Genomic DNA, 15,845 nt, shown 5'->3' with positions numbered 1-15,845 from the left:
TGGGGAACACACCAACCATTGCACGATGGAGGCGCGATGGGCTACCCGATGCACGCCAGCCTGCCGGAACCGGCCGGCCCCGCCGCCAGCCAGCGGCTGTATTTCCTCGACTGGATCCGCATCGGCGCGGTCTGCGTACTGGTCTGCTTCCATATGGGGCTGTACTACGGCCCCTGGGAATGGCACGTGAAAAGCGTGCATGCCGGCGCGGCGGTCGAGCCGCTGCTGCTGCTGACGTCACCGTGGCGCATGTCGCTGCTGTTCCTGGTCAGCGGCGCGGCGTCGGCCCTTTTGCTGGGCAAGGCGTCCGACACGGGATTCCTGCGCGAGCGCAGCATGCGCCTGCTGGTGCCGCTGGCATTCGGCATGCTGGTCATCGTTCCGCCACAGGCGTTCTGCGAGGTGGCCGAAAAGATGGGCTACCAGGAAAGCTACGGGGCGTTCCTGCAGCGCTACCTGTCGGGCGACCCCGGCTTCTGCGCTGGCGGGCATTGCCTGGTGCTGCCGGCCTGGAACCACCTGTGGTTCGTCGCCTACCTGTGGGTTTATACGCTGGTGCTGTCGTTCGTCCTTGCGATCGCCGGCCGGCGGCGCCTGGCCGGCGCCGCCGACTGGCTGACCGGCCTGCTGGCGGGTTGGCGCGCGATACTGCTGCCGGTGGCTGCCCTGGCGGTGGCGCGCGCGGTCCTGAGTCCGCGCTTCCCCACCACTTACGCGCTGGTCGACGACTGGTACAACCACGCCGTGTACTTTCCGATGTTCCTGGCCGGCTTGCTGCTGGCGCGGCAGCACCGATTCTGGGCCGAGGTGGCACGCCTGCGCTTCCATGCGCTGGCCCTGGCGCTGGGCAGCTGGGCCCTGCTCGTGTGCCTGCACGCGGTGCCGGGACACGAGCAGCCCGGCCAACACCTCGCGCTCGTGACGGCGGCCGTGCGCAGCACGCTGCAATGGTGCGCCATCATGGCCGTATGCGGTTTCGGCTACCGGCACCTGAACGTCGATGCCGGCGCGCGCCGCTACCTCACTGAAGCGGTGTTCTGTGTCTACCTCGTCCACCAGACCCTGATCGTGGTCGTGGCGACGGCGCTGAAACCGTTGCACATCGCGCCGTTCACGGAAGCGGTCGTCGTCGTCATCCTCACCTTTGCCGGCAGCCTCGCCGCCTTCGAGGCCGTGCGGCCAGTGCCGGCCCTGCGGCCGCTGTTCGGCATTTCGCCGGCGGGCCCGGCGCGAGCCAGGGTGGCCGCCGGCCTTCGACCCAGTCCCGACGGCCGCCCCGCGAAATAGCGCGCCGCGTAACCCCGGCGCCCCGGGCGGCGTTGGCGCGCGCCACGCCCGCCGGCTCGACATTACAATCGGCGCTTTCCCTATCGAGAGCCCGTATGCCGCCCCGTGCCGCCATCGCCGCCGCCGCCCTGCTGCTCGGCGCCAGCGCTTCCGCCCAAACCGTCGTGAAGATCGGCAGCGCGTCGCCGCTGTCCGGCCCCGGCGCGCACCAGGGCAAGGATATCGAGAACGGCGCGCAGCTGGCGATCGACGACCTGAACGCGAAAGGCATCGTCATCGGCGGCCAGAAAGTGCAGTGGCAGCTGCTGGCCGAAGACGATGCCGCCGACCCGAAGTCCGGTACGGCCGTCGCGCAGAAGCTGGTCGATGCGCGCGTGGCCGGCGTGGTCGGGCATCTCAATTCCGGCACCACCGTGCCGGCGTCGAAAATCTATGCCGCCGCAGGCATCCCGCAGATTTCACCCGCGGCCACCACGCCGGGCTACACGCAGCAGGGTTTCAAGACCGCGTTCCGCGTGGTCGCCAACGACCGGCTGATCGGGCGCACGCTGGCCACGTACACGGCGAAGGCGCTGAAGGCGCAGCGGATCGCCATCATCGACGACCGCACGGCGTTCGGCCAGGGCCTGGCGGACGAATTCGCCAGGGGCGTGCGCGCCATCGCCGGCAACGAGGCGATCGTCAGCCGGCAGTTCACCAACGACAAGGCGGTGGACTTCAGCGCGATCCTCACGCAGATCCGCGCGAAGAAGCCGGACGTGATCTTCTATGGCGGCATGGAAGCGGTGGCCGGCCCGATGCTCAAGCAGATGAAGACGCTGGGCATCGATGCGCGGCTGGTGTCCGGCGACGGGATCTGCTCGGAACGCCTGCCGCTGCTGGCCGGCGACGCGCTGGGCGACGGCAAGGTGATCTGCGTGGTGGCCGGCGGCATCGACGGCCCGCAGGAAGCCAGCCATGCGGCCTTCACGGAGCGCTACCGTGCGCGCTTCGCCCTGCCCGTGGAAAGCTATGCGCCGTACGCCTACGACGCCGTGATGGTGCTGGCCGCCGCCATGCAGGCGGCGCAATCGACCGCGCCGGCCCGCTACCTGCCCGCGCTGGCGAAGGTGCGCCATGAAGGCGTCACGGGGTCGATCGCATTCGACGCCAGGGGCGACCTGCGCAATGCGGCGATGACGATGTTCACCTACCGTCAGGGGCGCAAGGTCAAGCTGCAGGTGGTGCGGGGGCGCTGAGCAAGGCCGGCCGCCGTGTCGCTGCCGCTATGTCGGCGCCAATGCATCGACGCCATTGCATCGACGCCATTGCGCCGGCGCCGTCACCCGGACGCAGGCAGCCGCACGCGCGCATCCAGTCCGCCCTCCGGATGGTTGGCCAGTTCCAGCCGCCCGCCGTGCGCCTCGATGATGCCGCGCGCGATGCCCAGCCCTAACCCCATGCCGCCGTCGTTCTGCTCGCGGCCGTGGGCCAGCCGCACGTACGGGTCGAACAGCCGGGGCAGCGCGTCTTCCGGCACCCCGGGCCCGTGGTCGCGCACGGAAATCACCACGCTGCCCGGCTCCTCGGCCACGCCGATCTCGGCGCGCGCACCATAGAACAGCGCGTTGTCCAGCAAGTTGCCGAGCGCGCGCTTGAGCGCCAGCGGCTTGCCCCGCACCGTGATGCCGGCCGGAGAAAAGGCCACCGCGTGGCCGGCCAGCTGCGCGCTTCGCACCAGCCGGCCCAGCAGCGCATCGAGCCGGATCTCGGCGGGGTTTTCATGGATATCGCTATCCTTCACGCACTGCAGCGCACCCTTGACCATCATGTCCAGCTCGTCGAGGTCTTCCTCGAATTCATTGCGCAGCGCTTCGTCGTCGAGCAGTTCGGAGCGCAGCTTGAGCCGCGTGATCGGCGTGCGCAGGTCGTGCGAGATGGAGATGAACAGCCGTTCACGGTCGTCGATGTAGCGGCCGATCCGTTCGCGCATCGCGCTGAAGGCCCGCGCGGTATTGATGAATTCCCGGCTGCCCGTCTCCGGCAGCGGCCTGGCTTCCTCGTCGTGGCCCTGGCCCAGCGCGGCGGCGGCGTCGGACAGGGCCGCCAGCGGCCGCGTGATCGAGCGCACCACCAGCAGGCAAAGCAGCAGCACCACGGCCAGCGACAGCGCCTGCGGCATCAGCCGGTCCCACGCGAACGGATCGCTGGTGTTCAGGAAGTACGGATTCGGCATCAGCGCGGCCATGTAGAGCCAGTTGCCCGGCTCGATCTCGGTCTGGATCACGAGGATCGGCGCCGGGTCGGGCTGCAGCAGCAGCACGTGCTGCACCCAGGCGTTCGGCAGGTCGTCCAGCCGCACGTCGTGTTCCGCCACGGCCAGCCGGTCCGGCCACGCGAACGCCAGCCGGAAGCCCGGCGAGTTCGGCAAGTCCTGGCGCAGCGGGGCGCCGACCGTGGCGATCACGCTGTCCGCCAGCGGCTGGCCGGCGATCGCCTCGACCGGCACGTAGGCATGGTTCAGGTTGACGAAGAAGCGCGTGCCGCCCATCTCGCGCAGCTGCTGGATGATCAGCAGGCGGTAGGCCGGCGGCAGGCTGCGGAAGAAGCGGATCGCGCCGGCCGCGCCGTGCGCCACGTAGCGCGCCGCCGACTGGGCTTCCACCTGCGCCTTGGCGCGCAGCTGGCTGTCCCAGATGGCGCTGGCCGCCAGCTGGGTCACCAGCCGCCCTGCCACCATCACCAGCGTCAGGCGGCCCAGCAGCGAGGCCGGCCACAGGCGGGCAGGCCAGCCGCTACGCACTCGACACGCTGACGTCGGCGGAGAACACATAGCCGGCCCCGCGCACGGTCTTGATCAGCGCCGGCTGCTTGCCGTCGTCGTTCAGGCGCAGGCGCAGGCGGCTGATCTGCACGTCCAGCGAGCGGTCCAGCGGCCCCGCATCGCGGCCGCGGGTTTCCTCGCACAGCAGGCTGCGGTCGAGGATGATGCCGGGGTGCTCGACGAAGTACTTGAGGAGCTGGAAGTCGAGTCCCGTCAGCGCCACCTGGGTACCCTCGCTGTCAGTGACCTTGCGCTCCATGAGGTCGAGCGTGAAGCCGACGAAGCGGTAGTAGCGCGCCGCCGGCGCTTCCAGCGCGGTGCGGCGCAGGATCGCCTTGATGCGCGCCAGCAGTTCGCGCGGGCTGTACGGCTTGGCGATGTAGTCGTCGGCGCCCAGTTCCAGGCCGACGATCCGGTCGGTCTCGTCGGAACTGGCCGTCAGCATGATGATCGGCACGTTGGAGCGCTGGCGCACCTGCCGGCACAGCACGAAGCCATCGGTGTCCGGCAGCATCACGTCCAGGATCACCAGCGACAGCGTGTCCACATGCGCCTGCAGCTCGGCCAGGAAGCTTTCGCCATCGTGCGCCAGCAGCACTTCATACTGGTTCTTTTCCAGGTACGCTTTCAGCAGGACCCGGGTTTTCTGGTCATCGTCCACGATCAGGATCTTGCGCACCAGCCACTCCGTGAGGTTTGAGGTTGAACAGTCTGAACAGGGCGGCCAGGCGGCGCTGGGCCTGCGCCGGCGGCACCCGGTCGTCGAGGAAGAAACGGTGCACCTCGGCGATGATGGCGTCGCGGCTGGCCTCGTCGGTGGCCATGCGGTGCACCAGGCTGGGCGCCTGCACCGCGGCGCCGCGCGCGAACGTGGTCCACGAGGCGCGCGCGCAGCTGTCCATGCGCGCCGGGTTGGCATCGCTGCGCACCGGCACGCCGCCCTTCAGCGCATTGAAGTCCAGCTGCAGCGCGGGCGTCATCAGCAGGCGCGCCATCTTTTCCTGGGCCGCCATGTGGCGGTAGTCGCCGGCGAACATGGCCAGCGTATCGACGCTGTACAGGTGGTAGCCGCCCGTGCCGGGTGCCGCCGCGCAGCCATAGTCGCGCTCCAGCGCGGCATCGTGCACCGCCAGCTCGGCCTTGGCCCAGTCGCCCATGATCATCATGCCGGCCTGGCCGCGCGCGAACTGGCGCACCACGTCGGTCCACGGCCGTTCGTCGAGCCGGCCGCGCAGCCAGCCTTTCACCGCGCGCAGGCGCAGCAGCGCCTCGGCCGTGCGCCGGTCCGCCGCCGCAACGGGGCTGCGCTGCACGAACAGGTCGCGGTAGAACGCCGGGCCGCTTGCGGCCAGCACCAGGTTTTCAAACAGCGCCGCCACCTGCCACGCCTCGCTGCTCTGGGCCAGGGGCGCCACGCCGGCCGCGCGCAGGCGCTGCGCCGCCGCCTCGAACTCGCGCCAGGTGCGCGGCGGCGCCAGCCCGAGCCGGGCAAACAGCGCGCGGTGGTAGAACAGCGTATTGACACGGTGGATGCCCAGCGGCGCGGCGACCACGTGCTGGCGATGCTGGATCAGGTCGGCCACGGTGGGGAACAGCGCGCCGCGCCAGGCGCCGGCCGCGGCCACGTTGTCGAGTTCGAGCAGCAGGCCCATGTCGGCCCATTCGGCGATCGAGACACCGATGATCTGCGTGACTTCGGGCGCATCGCCGGCCAGCACCCTGCCCTTCAGCACCTTGCCGGCGCCCAGCCCGGCACCGCCGGGAATGGCCACGTCGCGCCAGCCGATCTGCTCCTCGGCCACGCGCGCGGCCAGCAGGTCGGCCGCCTTGCGCTCGCTGGCCGAGGTCCACCAGTGCAGTACCTGCAGGCCGGACGGTGGCGTGGCCGAAGGCGCCGGCGCGCCGGTGGAAGGGGATGGAGCGCCGATGGAAGGAGACGGTGCGCCGATGGCGCGTGCGGCGCCCGTGGCCAGCAAGCCGGCAAGCAACGCGCGGCGGGTGCGAAGACGCGGCGACGAGCGATCGACATGGCGGCCGGCAGCTGTTTCGTTCGACGCTATCACTCGCGAGGCTGTCACTCATTATCCCGCAGAAAAAATCGATTATAGCGAAGAACTCCGCGGCGGGGACCCCATCGCGGCCGGCGCTCAAGGATTGTCGACGCTGGCCACGGCGCCGGCCCGGCCGTTACGGTCGAAGGCGGCCACGCGGATCGTGCCCCGCTCCGCGATCGGGCCGGCCACCATGCGGCTGGCCGCGGTGGGAACGCTGCCGTCGCTCGTATAGCGCAGCGCCAGCCCGGGCAGCACGTGGTTGGCCAGCACCCGGCCGCCCTCCACCAGCAGGCCGGGCGGCGCGATCCGGTAGGCGATGCCGCGTCCTTCCAGGTCGAGGCGCGGCAGCACGCGCTGGCCCAGCGCGTTGACGAAGCCCGACCACGCGGTGCGGTACAGCGCTTCGTTCCGGGCGGCGTCGCTGCCGGTGGCCCACGCCGGATCGGGTGCCCAGGCCCGTTCGGCCACCGCTACCAGGCGCGGCATCACCAGGTAATCGATCAGCGCCGGGTCGCGCACCGTTTCCGTGAACAGCGTGGCCTGGATGCCGCGCACGTGGCGCTTGCCGGCATCGGTCAGGCGGTCCTTCCCGGCGCCCGCTCCGTCCGGGGCGTTCTTCAGGTAATCGAACGGAATGAAGCCATACACGTCGTCGAGCTCCACGTAGGCGCCCCAGTTCACGCCCGGCTCTTCCGGATTGGCGTTGTGCGCCATGTCCATGTACATCTTCGTCACCGGCGCCAGCACGATGTCGTAGCCGGCGTTGGCCAGCCGGTAGGCCAGGTCCTCGGCGCCGGTGGTGTTGTTCCACACGTAGGCGGTGAAGCCGTGGCGCGTGAAGCGCGGGTTGGGAACCAGCTTCGGCTTGCCATCGAGCAGGGTCTTGCGGGCGGCGATCTCTTCCCAGCCGGAGGTGAACAGGCCGTGCTTCTTGAGGATGCCGTCGACCCGCTCGTAGAAATCGTCCCACAGGTCGACGGTGCTTTCCAGCCCGGCCTTGCGCATGCGCGCCTGGCTGGCGGGCGAGCGTTCCCACGCGCCGTCCGGCACTTCGTCGCCACCCATGTAGATCGTTCGCAGCGGCACGCCGGCGGCGCGGTGCAGCTTCACGACCTCGGCCACCACGTGCTCGATGAAGGTGTACGTCGACTCCAGGCCCGGATCCATCACATGGTCGTTGTACATCTGCGGCGACTTGTACACCGAGCGGTCGGCGAAGTCCTTCAGCAGGTACTTCGCCGCATCCCTGCCACCGGCCGCCTTGAGGCGGTGGTAGCGTGCCTCCATGGCCTGCACGGCGGCGCGGGCATGGCCCGGCATCTCGATTTCCGGGATCACCTCGATGTGCCGCGCCGCCGCGTAGCGCAGGATCTCGATGTAGTCGGCGCGGCTGTAGAAGCCGCTGCCGCCGGCATCCTTCGGATCGGGACCGGAGCCGTAGGCCGGCTGCAGCCGCACGCCCGGCTTCGCGCTGTGGCCGCGCACCGCGCCGATCGACGTCAGCTCCGGCAGGCCGGCGATTTCCAGGCGCCAGCCTTCATCCTCGGTCAGGTGGAAGTGGAACTTGTTCAGCTTGAAGCGCGCCATCAGGTCCAGCCACTTGAACACGGTTTCCTTGCCGTGGAAGTTGCGCGACACGTCGAGCATGAAGCCGCGGTAGCCGAACCGGGGCGCATCGACGATCGTCAGCTCCGGCAGCGCCGGCGCGCCCGCACCGGGCAGCGGCAGCAGCTCGCGCAGCGTCTGCAGGCCATGGGCCACGCCGGCCGCGCTGTTGCCGACGATGTCGATGCCGCTGCCGGCGGCGATCGCCAGGCGATACGCTTCCGGCGACGACTGGCCGGGCACGCTGCCGACCGACAGCCGCAAGGCGGGGCCGCCGGCAGCCGGCAGGCTGGCCGGAAACAGCGACCGGGCCAGCACCGCCTCGGTGGCCAGTGCAGCCGGCGCCGTCACCGCCGGCTGGCCGGCCAGCGCCAGCGTGCCTCCGCCCGGCTGCAGCTGCAATGGGGTCGGCAGCACCGGCGGCACCGCCGCTGCCGGCAGCAGGTCGGCCCGCTGGTTGCGCCGGTAGGTATCGGCCGGCGTCACCAGCGCATGCCCGGGGGCGCTGCGCCGGTCGAGCTGCTCCGGCCGCGTCACCGGCAGGTGCTGGAAATCCGTGATGGCCACGGCGGTATCCGGCGCCGCGTCGTACACCAGGTAGGGGCCGACCGGCGCGTGCGCCAGCTTGATCATGACCTGGTTGTGCAGGTAGGGGATCTCCAGCGTCCGGCCCGCCGCCAGGCCCGCGAACCCGGGCGCCGGGCGCAGGCGCCACAGGCCGCCGGCCACCTGTTCCAGCACCAGCCTGCCGGCCAGTTCGCCGGTCGCCAGGCTGTCCATCGAATTGAAGTACAGCGACCAGCCGGCTGGCGGCAGGGGCTGGCTGTCGTCATTGGTCAGGATGAAGCGCCCCTGCGTGCGGCCGGGCGCCGCCTCGGCCACGCTGCGCTGCAGTTCCCAGCGCAGGCGCAGCCTGGCACCGCTGGCCACGCCCGGCGGTTCGGCCTGCCGGTCGCCCCGCATTGCCGCGGCGGCAGGTGCACCCTGCCCGTGCTGGTGTGCCGCGGCCGGCGCGCCTGCCGCCACCATCGCCGCCACGAGCACAGCGACCAACCGCAGCGGCGGCATCCTCAGCCCCGCCGCGGCGCGGCTGCCATGGAGGTTCAATGTCGAATACAGTGCCGAATTCAATGTCCAAGTACGCAAGAGCTCTCCCGATTCAAAAAATGGCCGGCGCCGCCGGCGCCGGCCCAAGGAATCGCACCGATAAGGGGGACTAACCGGTGCGATACTACTTTTGCCGCGGCGTGAGCCACCCGGCAAAACCTTCCTGCAGCCTGGCGGCAGCATCGCGCGGTGCCAGGCTCCCCTCCAGAACCCGCGTGTTGATGTTCCACAGTTCGCTTTCCATGCCGGGCTGGCCGCGATTGAGCACCTGGGCGTTGAAGCGGATCGTCGAGGCGCAGCGCTGGCGCCATTCGGCCATCTGCTTGGCGACCGGGTCGCGCACCGCGATCAGGTGGTGCGACAGCGTGAAGAAGCCGGTCAGCCGGTTGGTGTACAGGTCGGCGAATTCCTGCGACCCCACCCAGGCCAGGAACTTCCACGCATCTTCCTTGTTGCGTGCGTTGCGGTTGATGCCGATGCCCAGGTCCATGTGATCGGAGATGTAGCAGGCGTCCCCGCGCTTGCGCACCGGCGGCGCGAACACGCCCAGCGACAGCCGCGGCACGCGCCCCAGCTGGGCGATGTCCCACGAGCCGGCCGGGTAGATCGCCGCGCGGCCCGCCGCGAACATGGCCTGGCTGTCGCGGTACGTGAGCGCGGCGGCATCGCGCGGCAGGTAGCGGCCCAGCCGCGCCGTGAACTGCAGCGCCTCGACGAAGGGCGCGTCGGTCAGCCTGGCGCGCCCCTCGATCAGCGCCTTCCTGCCCTCTTCCCCGCGCCAGAAATTCGGCCCGATGCTGGTGTACACCACCTGGCTGGCTTCCCATTGCTCGGCGGTGCCCAGCGCCAGCGGCGCGATGCCCGCGTTTTTCAGCACGTCCAGCACCCGGAAGAATTCGTCGACCGTGCCGGGCGGCTGCAGGTCCAGCTGGCGGAACATGTCCTTGTTGTAGAAGAAGCCGTGGATCACCGACGCCACCGGCATGCAGAACGTCTCCTTTCCGTCATCCGTCTGCCAGGCCACCAGGGCTGGCGGCGCGAAGTTCTGCAGCCCGGGCCTGCCGTTCAGGCGTTCCAGGTATCCCTTGCGGTACAGCGCCAGCGAGGCGTCGAACGGCCGGCAGGCGATCACGTCGCCGGCCGTTCCGTCGGCCAGGCGGCTGGCCAGCGCCGCGTCGTAGGCGGTCGGCGCGGTGGGCGCGAACTTCACGGCGACGTCCGGGTGTTGGCGCGCGAACGCGGGGAGCAGCACGTTCTCCCACAGCGCCCGGTCGTCGACGCGCCAGCTTTCGATCACCAGCGTGCCGGCGCCGGCCGGCGCCATGCCGCAGGCCAGGCAAGCGGCCAGCCCCGCGCCGCCCATCCGCCGCATCACGCGCCCCGCAAGCTTTCTCATTGGCCAGGATGCCATCGGATCACCGCCCCGCCGCCCCGGCGAAATGCCGTTCGATCTCTTCCAGCGACTTGCCCTTCGTCTCGGGCAGGAAGAACGTGGCGGTGATGAAGTAGACCGCCGTGCAGGCCGCCCAGGACAGGAACATCGCGTGGTAGCCCAGGTTGCCCACGATGGGCAGGAAGGCCCCGGCGATCAGCGTGCCGACGCCCTGGTTGACCAGCAGCGCGACTCCCATGCCGACCGAGCGGATGCGCGTCGGCATCAGCTCGGACAGCGCCAGCCAGACACACACGCCGGGGCCGATCGAGAACGAGGCGATGAAGGCGGCAATGCACAGCGCGGCCAGCACGCCGCTGTCCTTGCCGGGCGTGGGCCCCAGGCTGGCGCGGACGATCGTCAGCTGTGCACCGGCCGGCACGCCATCCGGTGCCCGTACCTGCACGTGCTGCGCCTGGTAGATGCGCCGCGCCGCGTCGATCGTGGCGCGCGACGGCGCCGGCAGGCTGGCGATCAGTGGCTGCGCGGCCGCCGCGGCACCCGCGTCGGCCCGGCCGCTCCACGCGGCGTGGGCCGCCTCCAGCAGCGCGCGCTGTTCCGCCGGCAGCGCCCGCACCAGTGCCGCCTCGCGGACCAGCACCTCGCGCGCCTCGGCGGTGGGCGTGTAGGCCTCGGCGACCTGCTGGCGGTCGCCATACTGGTACAGGATGGTCAGCTGCATCGGCCCCGCTCCCGGCGCGCCGGCCGGGCTGGCAGCGATGAGCCCCGCGTCGGCAAGGTTCAGTTGCAGGGCATTGCCGCGCACCAGTGCCGCGACCTGCTCGCGCACGTCGATGCGCTGCGATTCGAAGCGGTGGAACAGCAGCGCCAGCAGGCACAGCGACACCATGATGCCGGCCGTGCCCAGCTTCAGCAGGTAGACCCGGCCCTTGCGTTCGACCAGCACGATGGCGGCCACCGTCATCACCGAGTTGAGGATCTTGATCGCCGTGCCGTGGCTGGCCGCGCTGACCGGGTCGAGCCCCGCATGCTGCAGGATGGTCGACATGAACTGCAGCAGCGAATTGATGCCGGTGGCCTGGTTGCAGCCGAGGATCACGCAGGCCAGCACGAACGGCACCACGTAGCGCCGCTGTGTCAGCATCTCGACCAGCGCGGCGCCGCGCGACAGCCGGGGCCGCGCGCGTTCCTCGTCCAGCGCGGCGCCGATACCCGCCAGTTCCTGTTCGCAGGTGGCCGGCGAACGCAGCCGCGCCAGCACGGCGCGCGCCCGCTCGGGCCCGCGGTGCCGCATCAGCCAGCGCGGCGATTCGGGCACGCAGCAGCAGCCCAGCAGGAACAGCACGCCTGGATAGACCACCGTCAGGAACATGCTGCGCCAGGCATGGTCGGCGGCGGCCACCGCGGCGCGCGTGTCGCTGCCGGCGGCCTGGATCGCCAGTTCCGCGTTGCCCAGGTAATGGTTGCCGATGAACGCGGCCAGCACGATGCCGGCGGTGAGCATGAACTGGAACAGCGCCACGCCGCGGCCGCGCTGGTCGGCCGGCAGGCATTCGGCCAGGTACAGCGGCACCACCACGGCGATCACCCCGCCGCTCAGTCCCTGCAGCAGGCGCCCCAGCAGCAGCGGCACGAAGGACTGCGACAGCCAGATCACGGTGACGCTGCCGACGAACAGCAGCGCGCTGACCACCATCATCGGCCGCCGCCCCAGCCAGTCGGCCAGCATGCCGGCCACCACCGAGCCGAGGATCGAACCCGCCATCACGGCGGCGACCACCAGCGACAGTTGGCTTTCCGGCAGGCTGGTGGCGCGATGCAGGTAGGGCAGCGCCGGATCGATGATGCCGATATCGATCCCGTACAGCAGGCCGCCGAGGCCGCACACGGCGGTGAGGAAATACTGGTGCATGCGTTGCGTTTGCTGTATCGACATTCTTGACCTTGTACTCTTTACCTTGTTGAGACTCGACGATGACGATGACGATGAGCGGCCGGACCGCCGGCGCCGCCTAGGGCGGCCCGTGCAGCCGCTGCCACTCCAGGCCCGGGCGGTCGACGCGGAACTGCAGCAGGCGGCCATGCTCCACTTCCGTGACATAGGCGGTGCGGCCATCCGGGCCGCCGAAGCAGATATTGCTGGGGCGTGCACCGGGTAGCGTGATCTCCCGCAGCAGCGTGCCGTCCGGCGCCAGCTTCACCACCGTCCCCTTGCCATGCCGCGTCACGTACAGGTTGCCGTCCACGTCGGCGCGCATGCCGTCCAGCCCGAAGTCCGGGAAGCGCGCGACCAGGCGCTTGTCTTCCAGCGCGCCGCCGCCGCCGATCGTGAATGCCCAGATGGCGCGCTGCTCGCTTTCGTTGACGTACAGCGTGCGGCCGTCCGGACTCACCTCGATGCCGTTGGTCGTGCCCAGGCCGTCCGCGGCCAGGGTGGCGCGGCCGGCGGTATCGATGCGCCAGATCCGCCCGCTGCCGCGCCGCCAGTCGGGATCGCTGGCATACAGCACGCCATCGGCCGTGATGGCGATGTCGTTCGGCTGGCTCATCGACGGCTCGTGCGCGAACCGCACGGCGGTCGTGGTGCCCGGGGCGACGCGGTAGATCGCATGGCCCACGTAATCGGCCACGTACAGCGTGCCGTCGCGGCCGAAGCGCAGGCCATTGGCCACCGCCTTGCCCGGCATGGCGAGCAGCACGCGGGCCGTGCCATCCGGCGCGACGATGCCGATGGTCTGCTGGCGCGCGAAATTGGCGGCATGGATGTTGCCGGCCGCATCGACCGCCGGGCCTTCGATGCCGGCCGTGAAGCCGCGCGGCGCCGTCAGGGGCGTGGCGACGAACAGTTCCGTGGCGCCCGCCGGGAGCATCGCCCCCAGCCAGGCCGCCAGCAGCAGCGGTGCCATGTTCCTCGCCTTGACCGGCACGCTTACCACTCGGTTCCGACGCGCAGGCCGAACATGCGCGGGTCGTTGTACGACGCCAGCGTGAAGCTCGACTCGGGGCCACCGGCGCCGGCCCAGGTCTTGACGCGCTTGTCGGCGATATTGCGCACGTACAGTTCCGCATGCCACGGGAAGCGCCCCGCCGACGGCCCGTCCAGCCGCAGCGATGCATCGAACATGCTGTAGGCCTTCTGCACGCCGGACAGGTGCGCCTCGTCGAGATTGCGCAGGTTGAAGTACACCTTGTCCTGCCAGCGTGCCGACAGCCACGGCGTCAGCGACCAGCCGTTGTCGAAGCGGAAGTCCTGCGAGAAGCTCAGGTTCATCGTGCGGCGCGGCGAGTACGGCAGCGTGTTGCCGGTCACGTCGTACGGCCGCAGCTGGGCCAGCGACGGGTCGGTGCCCGAGTAGTATGGCGGGCATGGCGTGATGCCCTGCGCTTCGCGCGCCGCGCAACCGATGTCGTCGCTGTAGGTCGGGTAGTCGGCGATCTTGGCGCTCAGCAGCGATGCCGAGTACGTGATGCGCGCATCGCGCCACGGCCGGTACTGCCCTTCCAGCTCCAGCCCCTTGATGTTGGCGCGGCCCACGTTCTGCGTCGACCACCAGCTGATGACGGCGTCGCAGCCCGGGTTGTCCGGTTCGCAGACGCGCTTGGTGCGGCCCACCGTGTGCTGGCCCGTCACCTGCATGTCCTTGTAGCGGCTGTAGAACAGCGTGGCCGACAGCGTCAGGCGGTCTTCCAGCATCTTGCCCTTGTAGCCCAGTTCCAGGCTGGTGACGGTCTCGGGGCTGTACGGCAGGAACGAGTACTGCGGGCCGGCGGGACCGGTGGCGCAATCGTACGGCGTGCCCGTGGCGGGATTGATGTCGTTGCCGCACAGGTTGAAGCGGTCGTTGAAGCCGCCCGCCTTGTAGCCGGTCGACAGCGACGTGTACAGCATGTTGCGCGGATCGACTTGCCAGGTCAGGCCCAGCCGGCCCGTGGTCTTGCTCCAGGAATCCGCATTGTCGCTGATGGTGGAAGCCGCCGGGAAGGCGCCGCCGCCGTAGAAGGCGCCCATGCCGGGCAGCAGCATGCCGGCGTTGATGCCCGTGTAGCCGGGCGTGCCGGGGGCGCCGGGCACCAGCAGGCCATTGAAGTAATCGGTGCCGTAGGCTTCCCAGAACTGGCCGTTGCGGTCGGCGCGGCCGTCGCGGCTGTAGCGCACGCCCGCGGTGAAGGTCCACGCCGGCAGGAATTGCCAGTCGGCCTGGGCGAAGACGGCCTTCGATTCGGATACCCGGTCCGGCTGGTGGTAGAAGTTGGCGTACGGGTAGCCGTTGCTGTCGTTGGCGAGGAAGTCCTGGCCGAAGTCGATGCTGTTGCGTTCCTTCATGTAGAACAGGCCGGCCACATAGCGCAGCTTGCCGAAGTTCTGGCGCAGCTGCAGCTCGTGCACGTCCGATTCGAACTTCGAGCCCAGCGTGTACGTGGCATTGTCCTCGACGGGCCAGCGCGCGCCGCCGGCGGCCGCCGTGGCGTTCACGTCCGCTTCGATGCGGTGATAGCCGGCGTCGCTGTCCTGCTGCTGGAAGCGGCGCTGGATCGCATGCGCGTAGCTGTACTCGATGTCGGTCTGCGCATTCACGTTCCACACCAGGTTCGAGCGCAGCGTGCGGATCGACATGTCGGTCACGCCCGGCACGTTGATCGCCACGTCGTACTTGCCGCCCTGGCAGGCATACGGCGTGCCGGCCGCCTGCTCGCAATCCTTCAGGGCGATGTCGCCGGCATCGTTGTTCTGGTAATTCTCGAACGCGAGCAGCCATTGCAGCCGGTCCGTCACCTTCCACAGGCCGGACAGGCGCACCGCCCACTGGTCGCGGTTGGTGTAGAAGTCGCCCTTGCCGACCTTGCGGTTGCGGCGCTGGTCGACATCGGGGATGCCGTCGGCGACGAAGCCTTTCGACGGCATGTTCACGTCGTACAGGTCCTGCGCCTGGTCGACCCAGCCGTCGCGCTTGACGCCGCTGGCCGTGACGCGCAGCGCGAAGCGGTCGTTGACGGGGATGTTCTGCACCACCGACAGCTGGCGGTGATTGAAGTTGCCCAGGTCGAGTTCCGCGCTGCCGGCACTGCTGCCGAAGACGGGCTTGTTGGGGATGATGTTGATGCTGCCGCCGGTGGAGTTGCGGCCAAACAGCGTGCCCTGCGGGCCGCGCAGCACTTCCAGCCGGTCCAGGTCGAACAGCAGCGCCAGCGCGCCCTGCGGCCTCGGCGAGTAGATGCCGGCCACGTGCAGGCCGACGGCCGGATTGCCGATCTCGGTGAAGTCGGAATTGGACACGCCGCGGATGGCGATCTGCACGCCCGAGCTGCCATCGACCGCCCCGCCCAGCTGCAGGTTGGGGATGTCGCCGGTCAGCGCCTTGATGTTCAGCGCCCCCTTGCGCGTCAGGTCGTCCTGCGTCAGTGCGGACACGGCGACGGGTGTCTTCAGCAGCGAGGTGCTGTAGCGCGTGGCCGTCACCATGACTTCCTGGATCGCATCGCCGGACAGCGCCGGCGCTTCCTGTGCGAAGGTGCCCGGCGCGGCCAGCAGCGCCAGCGCTCCGGCCACCGCGGAGCTGATCAGGGTCTTGCTGCGGTTCGAATCAAACATGCTCTT

At 69.9% G+C, this 15,845-nt stretch carries 10 protein-coding genes; 2 read left to right on the top strand and 8 right to left on the bottom strand.

Going from position 1 to position 15,845, the window contains the following annotated elements:
- Nucleotides 1-36 precede the first annotated feature (36 nt).
- A complete protein-coding gene (locus tag OU994_RS13580; protein WP_281611179.1) occupies nt 37-1,287 on the top strand; it encodes an acyltransferase family protein in 1,251 nt (416 codons plus the stop codon).
- A 95-nt stretch (nt 1,288-1,382) separates the two neighbouring features.
- Complete coding sequence (locus OU994_RS13575; protein WP_281611178.1) at nt 1,383-2,525, top strand: branched-chain amino acid ABC transporter substrate-binding protein; 1,143 nt, start codon at nt 1,383-1,385, stop codon at nt 2,523-2,525.
- A gap of 83 nt (nt 2,526-2,608) precedes the next feature.
- Here the strand turns inward: OU994_RS13575 and OU994_RS13570 are convergent, their stop codons facing one another.
- The 8 genes from OU994_RS13570 to OU994_RS13535 form a co-directional block, all read right to left on the bottom strand.
- Nucleotides 2,609-4,099, bottom strand: a complete 1,491-nt coding sequence (locus OU994_RS13570) for a sensor histidine kinase (protein WP_373922591.1) — start codon at nt 4,097-4,099, stop codon at nt 2,609-2,611.
- Nucleotides 4,062-4,772 (bottom strand): response regulator, encoded by a 711-nt coding sequence (locus OU994_RS13565; protein WP_174800453.1) that lies wholly within the window; start codon nt 4,770-4,772, stop codon nt 4,062-4,064. The genes OU994_RS13570 and OU994_RS13565 overlap by 38 nt, the downstream gene beginning before the upstream one ends.
- On the bottom strand, nt 4,741-6,168 hold the full coding sequence (locus tag OU994_RS13560) for an ABC transporter substrate-binding protein (RefSeq protein WP_281611177.1): 1,428 nt from the start codon (nt 6,166-6,168) through the stop codon (nt 4,741-4,743). The genes OU994_RS13565 and OU994_RS13560 overlap by 32 nt, the downstream gene beginning before the upstream one ends.
- 69 nt (nt 6,169-6,237) lie before the next feature.
- The gene (locus OU994_RS13555; RefSeq protein ID WP_281611176.1) at nt 6,238-8,895 is read right to left on the bottom strand and encodes a family 20 glycosylhydrolase; all 2,658 of its coding nucleotides are present in this window, start codon (nt 8,893-8,895) and stop codon (nt 6,238-6,240) included.
- Between the two features lie 85 nt (nt 8,896-8,980).
- The gene (locus OU994_RS13550; protein WP_281611636.1) at nt 8,981-10,219 is read right to left on the bottom strand and encodes an ABC transporter substrate-binding protein; all 1,239 of its coding nucleotides are present in this window, start codon (nt 10,217-10,219) and stop codon (nt 8,981-8,983) included.
- A gap of 52 nt (nt 10,220-10,271) precedes the next feature.
- Nucleotides 10,272-12,185, bottom strand: coding sequence for an MFS transporter (locus OU994_RS13545; protein WP_281611175.1), 1,914 nt, complete (start codon nt 12,183-12,185; stop codon nt 10,272-10,274).
- A gap of 76 nt (nt 12,186-12,261) precedes the next feature.
- Nucleotides 12,262-13,155, bottom strand: coding sequence for an SMP-30/gluconolactonase/LRE family protein (locus OU994_RS13540; protein WP_281611174.1), 894 nt, complete (start codon nt 13,153-13,155; stop codon nt 12,262-12,264).
- 23 nt (nt 13,156-13,178) lie between these two features.
- Nucleotides 13,179-15,839: a TonB-dependent receptor gene (locus OU994_RS13535; protein ID WP_281611173.1), complete on the bottom strand. Its 2,661-nt coding sequence runs from the start codon at nt 15,837-15,839 to the stop codon at nt 13,179-13,181.
- Between the last annotated feature and the right edge of the window lie 6 nt (nt 15,840-15,845).

Source organism: Pseudoduganella sp. SL102, from assembly GCF_027856995.1.
GTDB lineage: Bacteria > Pseudomonadota > Gammaproteobacteria > Burkholderiales > Burkholderiaceae_D > Rugamonas > Rugamonas albidiflava.
Note: the sequence above shows the minus strand (reverse complement) of the source record. Positions and strands in the feature narration are given on the sequence as shown.